This is a genomic window from Streptomyces sp. NPDC029151, assembly GCF_055564315.1.
In genome coordinates this window covers 121,681-138,211 of sequence record NZ_JBVHWQ010000011.1, presented here as the reverse complement: position 1 = coordinate 138,211, position 16,531 = coordinate 121,681, and the positions used below count along the sequence as shown (strand labels likewise).

The window sequence follows — 16,531 nt, the reverse complement described above, 5'->3', positions numbered from 1 at the left end:
AACCCCCACCCCTCCCACCACGTCCACCGGCCCACTCCACCCACCCACCCACTCCGCAGCACTTCACGGCACTTCACGGCAGAACGGCACAAGGCGACGAATGCCCCAGCACACCTCCGGGTCCGACCGGGCGGCGATCCCCCCAGCCGCCCGCGACGGCGGCAGCGTGCGACCGCCCGCACCCTCGACGCTCGACGAGCTGTGGCGGTCGTACAAGGCGACGGGGGACGACCGGCTGCGGGAGCAGCTGATCCTGCACTACTCGCCGCTGGTCAAGTACGTGGCGGGCCGGGTGAGCGTCGGGCTGCCGCCCAACGTGGAGCAGGCCGACTTCGTCTCCTCCGGGGTCTTCGGGCTGATCGACGCGATCGAGAAGTTCGACATCGACCGGGAGATCAAGTTCGAGACGTACGCGATCACCCGGATCCGCGGCGCGATGATCGACGAGCTGCGGGCGCTGGACTGGATCCCCCGCTCGGTGCGGCAGAAGGCGCGGAACGTCGAGCGTGCCTACGCCACCCTGGAGGCACGGCTGCGGCGGACACCCACGGAGGGCGAGGTGGCCACCGAGCTGGGCATGGAGGTGGACGAACTCCACGCGGTCTTCAGCCAGTTGTCGCTGGCCAACGTGGTCGCCCTGGAAGAGCTGCTGCACGTCGGCGGCGAGGGCGGGGACCGGCTCAGCCTGATGGACACGCTGGAGGACACCGCCGCCGACAACCCCGTGGAGGTGGCCGAGGACCGGGAGCTGCGGCGGTTCCTGGCCCGGGCGATCAACACGCTGCCCGAGCGGGAGAAGACCGTGGTCACCCTGTACTACTACGAGGGCCTGACCCTCGCCGAGATCGGCAACGTGCTCGGCGTCACCGAGAGCCGGGTCAGCCAGATCCACACCAAGTCGGTGCTCCAGCTGCGGGCCAAGCTGGCGAGCTTCGGGCGCTGACTCCTCCCTTCCGGGACGGAGCCTCCGTACAGTGGTCGGCGTGCCAAGGATTCGAGCGGCCTCCGTGGCCGAACACCGGTCGATGCAGCGAGCCGCTCTGCTGGACGCGGCTCGGTCCCTGCTCTCCGAGGGCGGGACGGACGCACTGACCTTTCCGGCGCTGGCCGAGCGGACGGGGCTGGCGCGGTCGTCCGTGTACGAGTACTTCCGCTCCCGCGCCGCCGTGGTCGAGGAGCTGTGCGAGGCCGACTTCCCGGTGTGGGCGGCGGAGGTCGCGGCGGCGATGGAGCGTGCCGAGTCGGCCGAGGGCAGGATCGAGGCGTATGTGCGGCGGCAGCTGGCGCTGGTCGGGGACCGGCGGCACCGGGCGGTCGTCGCCATCTCCGCGAGCGAGCTGGACGCCGGGGCACGGGAGAAGATCCGGGCCGCCCACGGGGGCCTGGTCGCGATGATCGTCGAGGCGTTGGCGGAGACGGGGCACGGCCAGCCCCGGCTGGCGGCGATGCTGCTGCAGGGGGTGGTGGACGCGGCGGTGCGGCGTATCGAGCTGGGGGCCGCGGAGGACCCCGCGGTGGTGACGGAAGCGGCCGTGGCCATGGCGCTGCGGGGTGTGAAGGGCTGAGCCCCGCCGGGGCCGGGCGGCCCGGGCGGCAGGAACCGCGCGGCCGGCCGCGGGCGGTCCGAGGTCACGGCACGACCGGCAGCAGTCTCGACGGTCCCCGGGACAGCAGCCACGGCGGCAGCAGGGACAACGGGTCCAGGTAGGTCCCGCCCCGCAGCAGACCCCAGTGCACGCACGCCGCGGGCCCGCAGTGGGAGCCGGTCGGCTCCACCGCTCCCACCGCCTCTCCCGCCTCCACCTCGTCCCCCGTGCGCACCGAAGCCCGCACGGGTTCGTACGTGGTCCGCAGGTCCGTTCCCCGCAGCTCCAGCGAGACCACGCCCCGTCCGGCCACCCGCCCCGCGAACAGCACCCGCCCGGCCGCGACCGCCCGCACCCCGGCGCCGGGCGGAGCGGCGAGGTCGACCCCGCGGTGCCCGGGGCCGTACACCGTCGCCGGTGGTTGCCAGCCGCGCAGGACCGGAGGGCGCAGGCCCACCGGCCAGGCGCGGGCGAGGGCCGGGACCCGGGGCCGCGGGTCCCCCTGCGGGGCCGTCGGCGGGGCCGGGGGCGGGGTGGCCGCCCGGGCCGCGGGAGCCAGTGCCGCAGCCGCCGAGACCAGCAGCAGGGCCGTTCGGAGCATCACGTGTCGCATGGCGACACCGTCCCGCAGCCCCGCCGATCACGGCCGGAGCCTGTGGACCACCCGCCGGTTGTGGACAGCGGCGTCACCCGGGGCCTCGCCGGTCCCGTACACTTCTTCTGGCGATCCGGGTCACCGGGTCGACTTCGCACGCCCCGGTACGAGTTCCGGCAACGGTTCGTACCAAGCGCCCCTCGGTCCTTCGCGGCACGGCGCACGCGGGCGTCAGGCGCGACCGCCGTCCGGCGGACGCGGCACAACCGAGAACACCAAGGAGAAACGGCCATGGCCGTCGTCACGATGCGGGAGCTGCTGGAGAGCGGCGTCCACTTCGGTCACCAGACCCGTCGCTGGAACCCGAAGATGAAGCGCTTCATCTTCACCGAGCGCAACGGCATCTACATCATCGACCTGCTCCAGTCGCTGTCGTACATCGACCGCGCCTACGAGTTCGTCAAGGAGACCGTCGCCCACGGCGGCACGGTCATGTTCGTCGGCACGAAGAAGCAGGCGCAGGAGGCCATCGCCGAGCAGGCCACCCGCGTCGGCATGCCCTACGTCAACCAGCGCTGGCTGGGCGGCATGCTCACCAACTTCTCGACCGTCTACAAGCGTCTGCAGCGCCTCAAGGAGCTTGAGCAGATCGACTTCGAGGACGTCGCCGCGTCCGGTCTGACCAAGAAGGAGCTGCTGGTCCTCTCCCGCGAGAAGGCCAAGCTGGAGAAGACCCTCGGCGGTATCCGCGAGATGCAGAAGGTGCCCAGCGCCGTCTGGATCGTGGACACCAAGAAGGAGCACATCGCCGTCGGTGAGGCCCGGAAGCTGAACATCCCGGTCGTCGCGATCCTCGACACCAACTGCGACCCCGACGAGGTCGACTACAAGATCCCGGGCAACGACGACGCGATCCGCTCCGTCACCCTGCTCACCCGTGTGATCGCCGACGCCGTCGCCGAGGGCCTCATCGCCCGTTCCGGCGTCGCCACCGGCGACAAGGGTGAGAAGGCCGCGGGCGAGCCGCTCGCCGAGTGGGAGCGCGACCTGCTCGAGGGTGAGAAGAAGGCCGACGAGGCTGCTCCGGCCGCCGAGGCTCCGGCTGCCGAGGCTCCGGCCGCCGAGGCTCCCGCCGCCGAGGCCGCTCCGGCCGAGGGCGAGCAGGCCGCCGAGGCCGAGCAGGCCTGACGCCGGTCCGTCAGCGTTCGACGGCGGGGGCGGTGACATCCACTCCGCCCCCGCCGTTCACCCGCAGGTCGGCACCAGGTACGCGGTCCGCGACTACATGTGGAACGCAATCGTGCGGATCTGAAGATCTTCCAGACTTCGAGAAAGACTCACAGACTCATGGCGAACTACACCGCCGCCGACGTCAAGAAGCTCCGTGAGCTGACCGGCGCCGGCATGATGGACTGCAAGAAGGCGCTGGACGAGGCCGAGGGCAACGTCGACAAGGCCGTCGAGGCGCTGCGCATCAAGGGCCAGAAGGGCGTCGCCAAGCGCGAGGGCCGCTCCGCCGAGAACGGCGCCGTGGTCTCCATCATCGCCGACGACAACTCCTCCGGTGTCCTGGTCGAGCTGAAGTGCGAGACGGACTTCGTCGCCAAGGGCGAGAAGTTCCAGGCCGTGGCCAACGCCATCGCCGAGCACGTCGCCAAGACGAACCCGGCCGACCTCCAGGCCCTGCTCGCCTCCGAGATCGAGGCCGGCAAGACCGTCCAGGCGTTCGTGGACGAGGCCAACGCCAACCTCGGCGAGAAGATCGTCCTGGACCGCTTCGCGCAGTTCGCCGACGGCTACGTCACCGCCTACATGCACCGCACCATGCCCGACCTGCCCCCGCAGATCGGTGTCCTGGTCGAGCTGGACAAGCCGAACGCCGAGGTCGCCAAGGGCGTCGCCCAGCACATCGCCGCCTTCGCGCCGAAGTACCTCTCCAAGGACGAGGTGCCGGCCGACGTCGTCGAGTCCGAGCGCCGCATCGCCGAGGAGACCACCCGCGCCGAGGGCAAGCCCGAGGCCGCGATCGCGAAGATCGTCGAGGGTCGTCTGAACGGCTTCTTCAAGGACGCCACGCTGCTCGGCCAGCCGTACGCGCTGGACAACAAGAAGTCGGTCCAGAAGGTGCTGGACGAGGCCGGTGTCACCCTGAAGCGCTTCTCGCGCATCAAGGTCGGCATCTGAGTCCGTACCGCGATCGACGCGCGACCCGACGGGAATTCTCGGTAGGGTCGACCGCAGTCGTCCGCGCACACCGCCACACCCCGGCGTGAGGCGGACGGCAGCAGATCTGACGAGGAGGCCATTGCCGCGCATGGGAGCGAAAAGCAACCCCATCGGCAATGGCCTTCTTCGTATGTGCAACACGTGAAAGTTGGGATCCCCATGACCACCAAGGCCCAGAAGAGCGACGACGGCAAAGTACGCGGCCGGTTTCTGCTGAAGCTGTCCGGAGAGGCCTTCTCCGGTGGCGGGGGCCTGGGCGTCGACCCGGACGTGGTGCACAAGATCGCCCGCGAGATCGCGGCCGTCGTGCGCGACGGCGCCCAGGTCGCGGTCGTCATCGGCGGCGGCAACTTCTTCCGCGGCGCGGAACTCCAGCAGCGCGGCATGGACCGCGCCCGCTCCGACTACATGGGCATGCTCGGCACCGTGATGAACTGCCTCGCCCTCCAGGACTTCCTGGAGAAGGAGGGCATCCAGTCCCGCGTGCAGACCGCCATCACCATGGGCCAGGTCGCCGAGCCGTACATCCCGCTGCGCGCCGTGCGCCACCTGGAGAAGGGCCGCGTGGTCATCTTCGGTGCCGGTATGGGCATGCCGTACTTCTCCACCGACACCACCGCCGCCCAGCGCGCCCTGGAGATCGACGCCGAGGCGCTGCTCATGGGCAAGAACGGCGTGGACGGGGTCTACGACTCCGACCCCAAGACCAACCCCGACGCCGTCAAGTTCGACGCCCTCGGCTACGGCGAGGTCATCACCCGCGACCTGAAGGTCGCCGACGCCACCGCCATCACGCTGTGCCGCGACAACAAGCTCCCGATCCTCGTCTTCGAGCTTCTCGCGGAGGGCAATATCGCCCGCGCCGTCAAGGGTGAGAAGATCGGCACCCTGGTGGGTGACGAGGGCAGCCGGGACTGACCGGCGCACGCCCCCGTCGTCCGGGGAACGCCACCTGTCCGAGGGACGGACGGGACGCGCCCTGGCCGGGGGATGGACAATGTCCTGCCGGTCGGGAACCGTGCAGGAAGAAGACGCGACGCAGCCGGCCGCCGACCGACTTCAGGAACCGCAGCCGGGCCTTACTCAAGACACGCAGGAGCAAGTGGTGATCGAAGAGACCCTCCTCGAAGCCGAGGAGAAGATGGAGAAGGCCGTCGTGGTCGCCAAGGAGGACTTCGCCGCGATCCGCACCGGGCGTGCGCACCCGGCGATGTTCAACAAGATCGTGGCCGACTACTACGGTGCCCCGACGCCGATCAACCAGCTGGCCTCGTTCTCCGTGCCGGAGCCGCGCATGGCGGTCGTGACCCCGTTCGACAAGAGCGCGCTGCGCAACATCGAGCAGGCGATCCGCGACTCCGACCTGGGCGTCAACCCCAGCAACGACGGCAACATCATCCGGGTGGTGTTCCCCGAGCTGACCGAGGAGCGCCGCCGCGAGTACATCAAGGTCGCCAAGGGCAAGGGCGAGGACGCCAAGGTGTCCATCCGCTCCGTGCGCCGCAAGGCCAAGGACGCCATCGACAAGCTGATCAAGGACGGCGAGGTCGGCGAGGACGAGGGCCGCCGTGCGGAGAAGGAGCTCGACGACACCACGGCGAAGTACGTCGCCCAGGTGGACGAGCTCCTGAAGCACAAGGAAGCGGAGCTGCTCGAAGTCTGATGAGCGACTCTTCCTGGGGAGCGCCGTCGGCGGCGGGCCAGGCCGGGTACTGGGGGTCCGCCGGGGGCGGGCCGGTCCAGCCCGTCCCGGGAGCCGTCCCGGCGGGTCCCGCGTACGATGCGCCTGAGGCGCAGCAGACCCGCCCCATGCCCATCGTGCCCGACGGAACCGTGTACGGCGGACACCAGGACGACGACCGGGGGGCCGCGCGGCTGAGCGGCCCCCCGTTCCCAGACGCGATGTTCCAGACCGGGGAACTCCCGGCCGAGACCCAGAACCCGGAGCCCATGCCCGACGCCCCGCAGCCGGCGCCAGCGCCGCAGAAGAAGAGCGCGGGCCGTGACCTGGGCGCGGCCATAGGCGTCGGTGTCGGGCTCGGTGTGGTCATCGTCGCGTCCCTGTTCGTGGAGAAGGCCGTCTTCGTCGGGGTGATCGCGGTCGCCGTCGTCGTCGGCCTGTGGGAGCTGACCAGCAGGCTCCAGGAGCGCAAGGGCATCAAGGCGCCGCTGGTGCCGCTCGCGGTCGGCGGTGCGGCGATGGTCGTCGCCGGCTATGTGCGCGGCGCCGAGGGCGCGTGGGTCGCGATGGCGCTGACGGCCCTGGCCACGCTGGTCTGGCGGATGACGGAACCACCGGAGGGCTACCTCAAGGACGTCACGGCCGGTGTCTTCGCCGCGTTCTACGTGCCCTTCCTGGCCACGTTCGTCGCGATGATGCTCACCGCCGACGACGGTCCCTGGCGGGTCCTCACCTTCCTGCTGCTGACGGTCGTCAGCGACACCGGCGCGTACGCGGTCGGCTGGCGCTTCGGCAGGCACAAGCTCGCCCCGCGCATCAGCCCCGGCAAGACCCGCGAGGGCCTGCTGGGCGCGGTGCTGTTCGCGATGGCCGCGGGCGCGCTGTGCATGCGGTTCCTGATCGACGACGGCACCTGGTGGCAGGGACTGCTGCTGGGCCTGGCCGTCGCGGCCAGCGCCACACTGGGCGACCTCGGCGAGTCCATGATCAAGCGGGACCTGGGCATCAAGGACATGGGCACCCTGCTCCCGGGCCACGGCGGCATCATGGACCGGCTCGACTCGCTGCTGCCCACCGCGCCGGTGGTGTGGCTGCTGATGGTGATCTTCGTCGGATCCGCCTGAGCGGTACGGCGCCACGGTCCCCGTCCCGGGCAGGGCGGGGACCGTCGTTGTATCCCGGCGTCGCGTCCCGGTCCCGCCCCGGATGCCGCAGCACAAGTCGGCGGCCGGGCCCCGGGCGCGGCAGACTCCCTGACAGGACGGCGGTGCAGCCGCCGCCCGGTGACGCGGCAGGCCGCAGTCCGGTGACGCGGCAGGCCGCCGCCCGGCGACGCAGCAGGGAGTGAGCCCCCGATGCCCCTCGACCCGGCCCCCACGGCCCCCGGCGCGAGCACCACCCCCGCGCCGGCCCCCACGGCCCCCGGCGCGAGCGCCGCCCCCGCGCCGGCCTCCTCGAAGCCCGCCCCCGCCTCCGACCCGCCGGTGAGGTTCTGGCCCGTGGAGGACCTGCCCGCGCTCGACCCCGACCCCCTCCTGGACGAGCTGCTGCGCGAGGAGCCGGTCGCCCGGATCAGGCTGCCGTACGGCGCGGGGCACGCCTGGCTGGTCACGCGGTACGAGGACGTCCGGTTCGTCACCTCCGACCCGCGTTTCTCCCGGGAACAGGTCGTCGGCCGCGACGTCACCACCATGCGCCCGGTGCCGGTGGCCTCCCAGACGGCGGGACTGCAGTACATCGACCCGCCCCGGCACACCCGGCTGCGCCGGGTCGTCGCCCGCGCGTTCACCGGCAGCAGCATGCGCCGACTGCGCCCCCTCGCGCAGCGCAGGGCCGCCGAACTGCTGGACGGGATGGCACGTGCGGGCGCGCCCGCCGACCTCATGGAGCACCTGCACGGCCCGTTCCCGATCGCCCTGATCCGTGACTTCCTCGGCGTGGACGAGAAGGACTGGCACCGCTGGGCGGAGACGGGGGAGGCCCTGTTGTCCGCGGGCGCCGGCTCCGCGGAGCGGGCCCGGGAGGCCGCCCGGGCCACCCGGGCCCGGATCACCGAACTGCTCCTACAGCGCCGTACGGAACCGCGAGAGGATCTCGCCGGAGTGCTGGCGCAGGCCGTCGCGGAGGGCGAGATCACCGATGACGAGGCGGTCTCCCTCGCCATCGCCGTGCAGGTCAGCGGCGGCCACGCGGTCCGCAACAACAGCGGTTCGATGATGTACGCACTGCTCACCCACCCCGCGCAGCTGGACCGGCTGCGCCGCGAACCGGAACTGCTGCCCCGGGCCGTGGAGGAACTGTTCCGCTACGTCCCGCACCGCAACGGCGTCGGCATCCCCCGGATCGCCACCGAGGACGTCGAGGTTGGCGGCCGGCTGATCCGCGCCGGTGACGTGGTCTACAACGCCTATCTCGCCGCCAACCGCGACCCCGGGGTCTTCCGCGACCCCGACGCCCTGGACTTCGACCGCCAGGGCGCCGCTCACGTCGCCTTCGGCCACGGCCCGCACCACTGCCTGGCCGCCGTCATGGCCCGGATGGAGGCCGAGGTCATGATCGGTTCGGTCCTCGCCCGCTTCCCCGGCATCCGCCTGGCGGTGCCGCCCGAGCGGGTCGAGTTCCAGCGGCAGGGCCTGATCCGGGGACCGAGGACGCTGCCCGTGACGTGGTGAGCCGGCCCGCGGAGCCGGACCGGAACCGGACGGGGTCACGGAGCACCGGGCGGCCACTCGGAGGACCGAACCGGAACGCAGCCCCTCGCTTTCACCGGTTTCCGTACATCCCTTGATCACGACGATCTCCGCGTGAGAGCGTACGCGGAACATCACGGGCTGCGTGAATACGCCGATTTAGGCGTACACGCATGTGCAGCCGTTCCCGCCTTTCCTCCAGATCGGAACGCAAGCGAAATGAAGGCAATATCCCGGGGCCGCCTCTCGGTGGTCGCCGCTGCCGCCGCGTGCCTGGTCATCGGCACCGCGACCACCGCCAGCGCCGGCACGAACTCGCCCGTCTCGGACGCGCGGAACGGTGACGGCTACGCGTACTTCGTGGCCGACGGCGACAATTTCCTCATCCACGACAACCTGTGCGACGGCGACACCGTCTGGGCCCAGCTGACGTGGTACAAGTCCGGAGACGGCTGGCATTACCGGACGGTCCACAACACGTCCGGATGCAACACCACGGACACCAGACACCCCTGGAACATCCCCGAGGGCGCGGACGTGTGGGTGCGGGCCTGCGGCAGCGTCGAGCCCAACTACTCCAACAGCGGAAACGGCTACCTCAGCGCCGGCCACGACTGCGACTTCACCCAGGGCGGCCAGCACGGCATCGCCTGAACCCCGGCCGGGCCCGGCCCACCGCACGCCGCGGCGTCCGGCGGGCCGGAGCGGCCCGCCGGATGAGAGCATCCGCGGATGGCCGACGCACAGCTGCCTGCGGGGTGGACCCTCCAGCGGATCCGTGACGTGTCCGGGGACCGGGAGGCGGTCGCCCTGGATCCGGAGCGGCCGGTGAAGCGGGTCGGCTCCACCGGAGAGCACGAGGTGCTCCGGCCGGCGATCGTCCTCGGCTTCCGCAGCCTGTGCCTGGTGAAGCCCGTCCACGGCGACGACTGGTACATGGGCAGCCTGTACGACGACGGCAGCGCCGACTGCTGGGCGGTCTACGGCGATCTGCACGAGGCGCTGCGCGGCCTCTAGGCAGGCTCGTGATCGTTCACCGGCGCCGGTCGCAGCGAGCCACGCCCGCGAGCCACGCCCACGGGCCACCTCGCGCGGGCCACCCCAGCCGGGCCGCCTCAGCGCCGTCGGGGGAACCTCCAACCGTTCTGGCGCAGCTTGAAGAGGACGAACAATCCGCAGAGCGCCCACACGCCCAGGAAGGCCCATCTGAACCACGGGGGGCCTTGCCAGCGCTCCGCCAGCTGAAGCGATGCCGCGTAGTAAGAGGTCATTCCTCGCGCGTGCCCGGCTGCACGGGCAGGAACACGCGGACGACTGCCTTCCGCCGCCGCGTGTGCGGGCCTCCACTCCTGGACGTCGAAGACGCTGCACCAGACGAGTTCGCTGTGCCCGTCAACAGGAGAGGGGCCTTCCCTTCGGTGCATGTAGTCTCGTGTGATCAGTCGTCTCTCGACTCAGGGGGAAGTACCCATGACGAAGGGGCCGTTCGTGGCCGTGGCCGCCGCTACCGCAGCCCTTGGGACCGCACTGGGTTCCCTGGCGCTCCAGCTCCGCGCAGACGGCTACGAGCAGTACGTCGAATCGGTGGCCACTTTCAGCGTCCTGATGTACGTCACCTCGGTTCTGACCGTGGTGACCTGGATCCGTGACGGTCGGCCGCACACGAACTGAAGGGTGCCGGCGCGTGTGTCAGGGCGCCCCGGGGATCAACGAGCGGCAAGCCCGGTCATCAGCGACATCGCCCTGCGTGTCGGCGTCGCGACGCCGGCTGGGCCGTCCCTCGGCCGTCCGGGGCCGCTCAGCGGCGACCGGTGACGACCGCTGACTGCAGTCGTGGCCAGTGACAGCCAGGTCACCCGATTGGATCTGCGACACTGGTAGAGCCATGCCTAAGCCCGGAGAACTCACTTTCGTCGCGCCGCGCGGAGCCAAGAAGCCGCCGCGGCATCTCGCCGACCTCACGCCCGCCGAGCGCAAGGACGCGGTGGCCGAGATCGGTGAGAAGCCGTTCCGTGCCAAGCAGCTCTCGCAGCACTACTTCGCGCGCTACGCGCACGACCCGGAGCAGTGGACCGACATCCCCGCCGGTTCGCGCGCGAAGCTCCAGGAGGCGCTGTTCCCGGAGCTGATGACCGTCGTCCGGCATCTGTCCACCGACCAGGGGACCACGCGCAAGACGCTGTGGCGGCTGTTCGACGGCACGCTGGTCGAGTCCGTGCTGATGCGGTACCCGGACCGGGTCACCATGTGCATCAGCTCGCAGGCCGGATGCGGCATGAACTGCCCGTTCTGCGCGACCGGGCAGGCGGGGCTGGACCGGAACCTGTCCACCGCCGAGATCGTCCACCAGATCGTGGACGGGATGCGGGCGCTGCGGGACGGAGAGGTGCCGGGCGGGCCCGCGCGGCTGTCCAACATCGTCTTCATGGGCATGGGCGAGCCGCTCGCCAACTACAAGCGCGTCGTGGGTGCCGTCCGCGCGCTGACGGATCCGGCACCGGACGGCCTCGGGCTGTCCCAGCGAGGGATCACCGTCTCCACCGTCGGGCTGGTGCCGGCCATCCACCGGTTCGCCGACGAGGGCTTCAAGTGCCGGCTGGCGATCTCCCTGCACGCCCCCGACGACGAGCTGCGCGACACCCTCGTCCCCGTGAACACGCGGTGGAAGGTGCGCGAGGTGCTGGACGCCGGGTTCGAGTACGCCGAGAAGAGCGGCCGCCGGCTGTCCATCGAGTACGCGCTCATCCGGGACATCAACGACCAGGCGTGGCGCGGGGACCGGCTCGGGCGGCTGCTCAAGGGCAGGCCCGTGCACGTCAACCTCATCCCGCTGAACCCGACGCCGGGCTCGAAGTGGACCGCGTCGCGGCCGGAGGACGAGAAGGCGTTCGTCGAGGCCATCGCGGCCCACGGCGTGCCCGTGACCGTCCGGGACACCCGTGGTCAGGAGATCGACGGGGCCTGCGGTCAGCTCGCGGCCACCGAGCGGTAACCTGGGCCCGTCCACACATCTTCATATTCCGACAGGGGAGCGCCACAGCGCTGAGAGTGCGGCACCCAGGCCGCAGACCCTCTGAACCTCGCCCAGGTCATTCTGGGTAGGAAGTTCGGTCACCACCTCAAGCTGTCGTGCCCTGCCCGGGTCCCGGGTGGGGCCGCGTTCTTCCTGGCCCACCCCAGGAGGACATCCAGTGCACCACAAGACCTTCGTGGCCGCGGCGGTCGGCCTCGGCCTCGTCACGCTGTCCGCGTGCGGGTCCACCGACGCCAAGGGCTCCGCCGACACCAAGACCGTGACCGTGGTCAGCCACGACTCGTGGGCCGTCTCCAAGGACGTGCTCAAGGGCTTCGAGAAGCAGTCCGGGTACAAGGTCAGGGTCCTCAAGGACGGCGACGCCGGGCAGGCCGTCAACAAGGCGATCCTGACCAAGGACAACCCGCAGGGCGACGTCCTCTTCGGCGTCGACAACACTCTGCTCTCCAGGGCCCTCGACAACGGCCTCTTCCAGCCGTACGAGGCGAAGGGGCTCGGCAGCGTCGGCGCCGAGTACCAGCTCGACAAGGGCAGGCACCGGGTCACGCCCGTCGACCACGGCGACATCTGCGTCAACTACGACAAGGCCTGGTTCGCCGAGCACAGGCTGACCCCGCCGAAGTCCTTCGCCGACCTCGCCAAGCCCGCGTACAAGAACCTCCTCGTCACCGAGAACGCGGCCACCTCCTCCCCGGGCCTCGGCTTCCTGCTGGGCAGCGCCGCGCGGTTCGGCGACGACGGCTGGCAGGGCTACTGGAAGAAGCTGAAGGCCAACGGCGTCAAGGTCGTCGACGGCTGGGAGCAGGCCTACTACCAGGAGTTCTCCGGCTCCTCCGAGGGCAGGAAGGCCGGCGGCGACCGGCCGCTGGTCGTGTCGTACGCCTCCTCCCCGCCCGCCGAGGTGATCTACGCCAAGAAGCGGCCCGCCACCGCCCCGACCGGGGTGTCGTACGGCACCTGCTTCCGGCAGATCGAGTTCGCCGGGCTGCTCGACAACGCCCGGAACCCCAAGGGCGCCAAGGCGTTCATCGACTTCCTGGTCTCCAGGGAGTTCCAGCAGGACATGCCGCTGAACATGTTCGTCTACCCGGTCGTGAAGGGGGCCGCCGTCCCCGCCGACTTCACGAAGTACGGGGCGGCCGCCAAGGACCCCGAGACCCTGGCCCCCGACAGGATCGCCGCCAACCGTGACCAGTGGGTCAAGTCGTGGACCTCGCTCGTACTGAGGTAGCCCCGAGGAGGGACCGCGCGGGAAGCGCGGCGCGGCTCGGGCTGATGGCCCTGCCCGTCGCGTTCTTCGCGCTGTTCTTCGCCTGGCCCGTGGCCGCCATCGTCACGCGCGGACTGAGGGCGGACGGCACCTGGCACCTGGGGCGGATCGCGGACGTCGTCACCGAGCCGGACCTCCGGCACGTGCTGTGGTTCACCACCTGGCAGGCGCTCGCCTCCACCGGGCTCACCCTGCTGCTGGCCCTGCCCGCCGCCTATGCCGTCGCCCGCCTCGACTTCCCGGGCCGGCAGCTGCTGCGGGCCGTCGTCACCGTGCCGTTCGTGCTGCCGACCGTCGTCGCCGGCAGCGCCTTCCTGGCCCTGGTCGGCCACCACGGGCTGCTCGACCAGCTGTGGGGGGTACGGCTGGACACCACGGTCTGGGCGATCCTGCTGGCCCACGTCTTCTTCAACTACGCGGTCGTCGTGCGCACGGTCGGCGGGCTGTGGGCCCAGCTCGACCCCCGGCAGGAGGAGGCCGCGCGGATGCTGGGCGCCTCCCCGCTCACGGCCTGGCGGAAGATCACCCTGCCCGCGCTCGCACCCGCCGTGGCCGCCGCCGCCCTGATGGTCTTCCTGTTCACCTTCACCTCCTTCGGCGTGGTGCAGATCCTCGGCGGCCCCACCTTCTCCACCCTCGAAGTGGAGATCTACCGGCAGACCTCCGAGGTCTTCGACCTGTCCACGGCCGCCGTCCTCACCCTCGTCCAGTTCGCGGCAGTCGGCGCGATCCTCGCCGTGCACGCCTGGACGGTGCGGCGCAGGGAGACCGCCCTGCGGCTCGTGGACCCGCGGACCACCGCCCGGCGCCCGCGCGGCGCCGGCCAGTGGGCGCTGCTCGCCGGCGTCCTCGCCACCGTCGCCCTGCTGCTGGTCCTGCCGCTCGCCGTGCTCGTCCGCCGCTCCCTCGACGCGCCCGGTCTCGGCTACTACCGGGCGCTGGCCGACACGGACGGCGGTACGTTCCTGGTGGCGCCGGTGCACGCGGTGTGGACCTCGCTGGAGTACGCCGTCGCCGCCACCGCCATCGCCGTCGTGATCGGAGGCCTCGCCGCCGCCGCGCTGGCCCGCCGGGACGCGGGACGGCTGGTACGGGGCTTCGACGCGCTGCTGATGCTGCCGCTCGGCGTCTCCGCCGTGACCGTCGGTTTCGGCTTCCTGATCGCACTCGACAAGCCGCCGCTGGACCTGCGCCAGTCCTGGATGCTGGTGCCGCTCGCCCAGGCGCTGGTCGGCGCCCCCTTCGTCGTACGGACCATGCTGCCCGTGCTGCGCGCGGTGGACGTCCGGCTCAGGGAGGCGGCGGCCGTGCTCGGCGCCTCGCCGTGGCGGGTGTGGCGGGAGGTGGACCTGCCGCTGGTGCGGCGCGCGCTGCTGGTCGCGGCGGGGTTCGCGTTCGCCGTGTCACTCGGCGAGTTCGGGGCGACCGTGTTCATCGCCCGGCCCGACAACCCCACCCTCCCGGTCGCCGTGGCCCGGCTGCTGAGCCGGCCGGGTGACCTCAACTACGGCCAGGCGATGGCCCTCTCGACGATTCTGATGGTGGTGTGCGCCGCCGCGCTGCTCGTTCTGGAGCGGCTGCGCACCGACCGGACCGGGGAGTTCTAGATGCTGCTGAGCCTGGACGCCGCGACCGTGCGCTTCGGCGGGCGGGCCGTGCTCGACGCCGTCGGTCTGGACGTCGCCGAGCACGAGGTGGTGTGCGTCCTCGGGCCCAGCGGCAGCGGCAAGTCGACCCTGCTGCGGGCCGTGGCCGGACTCCAGCCCCTGTCGGGCGGACGGGTGCTGCTCGACGGCCGCGACCAGGCGGGCGTACCCGCGCACCGGCGGGGCGTGGGGCTGATGTTCCAGGACCACCAGCTGTTCCCGCAGCGGGACGTCGGCGCGAACGTCGCCTTCGGGCCGCGCATGCACGGCGTCGCCAAGGGCGAACGGGACGCCGAGGTCGGACGGTTGCTGGAGCTGGTCGGGCTGCCGGGGGCCGCCCGGCGGGCCGTGGCCTCGCTGTCCGGCGGCGAGCAGCAGCGCGTGGCCCTCGCCCGGGCGCTCGCCCCCCGGCCCCGGCTGCTCATGCTGGACGAGCCGCTCGGCCAGCTCGACCGTTCGCTCCGGGAGCGGCTGGTGGTCGAACTGCGGGAGCTGTTCGGCCGGCTGGGGACGACCGTGCTCGCCGTCACCCACGACCAGGGCGAGGCGTTCGCGCTGGCCGACCGGGTGGTGGTGATGCGGGACGGGCGGATCGCGCAGACCGGGACACCGCTCGACGTGTGGCAGCGGCCCGCCGACGCGTTCGTGGCCCGCTTCCTCGGCTTCGAGAACCTGGTCCCGGCGACCGTCGCCGGGACGGCGGCCGACAGCCCGTGGGGCAAGCTGCCGGTGCCGGACGGCTCCGCGCAGGGCGAGCGCACGGTCCTCGTCCGCCCGGCCGGCGTCCGGCTGGTCCCGGCCGACCAGGGACTGCCCTGCACGGTCACCGCCCGCACCTTCCGGGGCACGCATGTGGCCCTCCATCTCCAGCCGGCGGACGGCCCGCGCCTGGAGGCGGCCTGCGCGCTGCGGGACGCGCCGGAACCCGGTACGCCGGTGGGTGTGGCGTTCGACGTGTCCGAAACCCTCGTGCTGGGCTGATCACCCCGCCCGTAGGGTGAGGCCATGTCTGTGCTCACGCATGATCGTTACTGTGACGAAATCGCCCGCCAGGTCCAGCAGTTGAGGGCCGTGGTGACCTCCGGCGCCGACCTGTCCGCGACCGTGCCGACCTGCCCCGACTGGTCGCTGGAAGACCTCGTGCGCCACATGGGCGGCGCCCTGCGCTGGGTGGACGCCCTGGTGCGCACCCGGGCCAAGGAGAACATCCCGCAGGAGCAGGTGCCGCAGGGCGCCGGTCCGCAGGAGCGCGGGGACGCGGCGGCCCTGGACCAGTGGCTCGCCGATGCCGGTGAGCTGGTCGTGGGCGCGCTGCGCGAGGCCGGCCCGGACACCGAGGTGTGGTCGTGGGCCGGGATGCTGCACACCGGTTTCTGGGCCCGCCGGATGGCCTGCGAGATCACCGTGCACCGCGCCGACGCCTCGCTCGCCGCCGGGCAGCCCTACGAGGTGGCGCCGGACATGGCGGTGGACGCGCTGGACGAGTGGCTGCAGCTCGTGCAGTGGGTGCAGCGCAACATGCCCCGCGAGCCGGAGCGGGAGCTGCGCGGCCCGGAGCGCTCGATCCATCTGCACGCCACCGACACCGGCCCCGACCTGAACGCCGAGTGGATCGTCGAGCTGGGCGAGGACGGCGTGAGCTGGCGGCGCGGGCACGAGAAGGCCACCGTCGCCCTGCGCGGCCCGATCACCCCGCTGCTGCTCGCCTTCTACCGCCGGCTGCCGCTGGACGCGCCCGGCCTGGAGGTGCTCGGCGACCGTGAGGTGCTGGAGTTCTGGCTGGAGCGGAGCACGTTCGGCTGA

General features: G+C 71.6%; 17 protein-coding genes. 16 read left to right on the top strand and 1 reads right to left on the bottom strand.

Annotated elements, in window-relative coordinates:
• Positions 1–100: 100 nt before the first annotated feature.
• Together whiG and ACZ4VF_RS32430 are read left to right on the top strand one after the other, a co-directional pair.
• Positions 101–943, top strand: a complete 843-nt coding sequence (whiG, locus tag ACZ4VF_RS32435; RefSeq protein WP_225823156.1) for an RNA polymerase sigma factor WhiG — start codon at positions 101–103, stop codon at positions 941–943.
• Positions 944–1,007: 64 nt separating this feature from the next.
• A complete protein-coding gene (locus ACZ4VF_RS32430; protein ID WP_467930603.1) occupies positions 1,008–1,565 on the top strand; it encodes a TetR/AcrR family transcriptional regulator in 558 nt (185 codons plus the stop codon).
• 64 nt (positions 1,566–1,629) lie between these two features.
• On the opposite strand, the gene ACZ4VF_RS32425 is transcribed toward ACZ4VF_RS32430, so the two are convergent.
• Positions 1,630–2,199, bottom strand: a complete 570-nt coding sequence (locus ACZ4VF_RS32425) for a murein hydrolase activator EnvC family protein (RefSeq protein WP_467930488.1) — start codon at positions 2,197–2,199, stop codon at positions 1,630–1,632.
• A gap of 273 nt (positions 2,200–2,472) precedes the next feature.
• Here ACZ4VF_RS32425 and rpsB point away from each other — a divergent pair, with 273 nt between their 5' ends.
• The 14 genes from rpsB to ACZ4VF_RS32355 all read left to right on the top strand — a co-directional run bounded on the left by rpsB (position 2,473) and on the right by ACZ4VF_RS32355 (position 16,531).
• Complete coding sequence (rpsB, locus tag ACZ4VF_RS32420; protein ID WP_467930487.1) at positions 2,473–3,369, top strand: 30S ribosomal protein S2; 897 nt, start codon at positions 2,473–2,475, stop codon at positions 3,367–3,369.
• A gap of 159 nt (positions 3,370–3,528) precedes the next feature.
• Positions 3,529–4,365: a translation elongation factor Ts gene (gene tsf, locus ACZ4VF_RS32415; protein WP_467930485.1), complete on the top strand. Its 837-nt coding sequence runs from the start codon at positions 3,529–3,531 to the stop codon at positions 4,363–4,365.
• Between the two features lie 201 nt (positions 4,366–4,566).
• Entirely contained in the window at positions 4,567–5,325 is a 759-nt protein-coding gene (gene pyrH, locus ACZ4VF_RS32410) for a UMP kinase (protein ID WP_388322516.1), read from the top strand.
• A gap of 187 nt (positions 5,326–5,512) precedes the next feature.
• Positions 5,513–6,070, top strand: a complete 558-nt coding sequence (frr, locus tag ACZ4VF_RS32405) for a ribosome recycling factor (protein WP_014675285.1) — start codon at positions 5,513–5,515, stop codon at positions 6,068–6,070.
• The gene (locus tag ACZ4VF_RS32400) at positions 6,070–7,212 is read left to right on the top strand and encodes a phosphatidate cytidylyltransferase (protein WP_467930484.1); all 1,143 of its coding nucleotides are present in this window, start codon (positions 6,070–6,072) and stop codon (positions 7,210–7,212) included. Before frr ends, ACZ4VF_RS32400 begins: the two co-directional genes overlap by 1 nt.
• Positions 7,213–7,587: 375 nt before the next feature.
• Positions 7,588–8,760, top strand: a complete 1,173-nt coding sequence (locus tag ACZ4VF_RS32395) for a cytochrome P450 (RefSeq protein ID WP_467930602.1) — start codon at positions 7,588–7,590, stop codon at positions 8,758–8,760.
• 237 nt (positions 8,761–8,997) lie between these two features.
• Entirely contained in the window at positions 8,998–9,432 is a 435-nt protein-coding gene (locus ACZ4VF_RS32390; protein WP_467930483.1) for a hypothetical protein, read from the top strand.
• A 78-nt stretch (positions 9,433–9,510) separates the two neighbouring features.
• Positions 9,511–9,795, top strand: coding sequence for a hypothetical protein (locus ACZ4VF_RS32385; RefSeq protein WP_467930482.1), 285 nt, complete (start codon positions 9,511–9,513; stop codon positions 9,793–9,795).
• 453 nt (positions 9,796–10,248) lie between these two features.
• Positions 10,249–10,449 carry an SCO3870 family protein gene (locus ACZ4VF_RS32380; protein ID WP_467930480.1) on the top strand — a complete coding sequence of 67 codons (201 nt, stop codon included), beginning with the start codon at positions 10,249–10,251 and terminating at the stop codon, positions 10,447–10,449.
• A gap of 214 nt (positions 10,450–10,663) precedes the next feature.
• Positions 10,664–11,770: a dual-specificity RNA methyltransferase RlmN gene (rlmN, locus tag ACZ4VF_RS32375; protein ID WP_467930479.1), complete on the top strand. Its 1,107-nt coding sequence runs from the start codon at positions 10,664–10,666 to the stop codon at positions 11,768–11,770.
• A 199-nt stretch (positions 11,771–11,969) separates the two neighbouring features.
• Positions 11,970–13,043, top strand: coding sequence for a thiamine ABC transporter substrate-binding protein (locus ACZ4VF_RS32370; RefSeq protein ID WP_467930478.1), 1,074 nt, complete (start codon positions 11,970–11,972; stop codon positions 13,041–13,043).
• Positions 13,044–13,087: 44 nt separating this feature from the next.
• Complete coding sequence (locus ACZ4VF_RS32365) at positions 13,088–14,689, top strand: ABC transporter permease (RefSeq protein WP_467930476.1); 1,602 nt, start codon at positions 13,088–13,090, stop codon at positions 14,687–14,689.
• Positions 14,690–15,709, top strand: a complete 1,020-nt coding sequence (locus ACZ4VF_RS32360; protein WP_467930475.1) for an ABC transporter ATP-binding protein — start codon at positions 14,690–14,692, stop codon at positions 15,707–15,709.
• Positions 15,710–15,733: 24 nt separating this feature from the next.
• On the top strand, positions 15,734–16,531 hold the full coding sequence (locus tag ACZ4VF_RS32355) for a maleylpyruvate isomerase family mycothiol-dependent enzyme (RefSeq protein WP_467930474.1): 798 nt from the start codon (positions 15,734–15,736) through the stop codon (positions 16,529–16,531).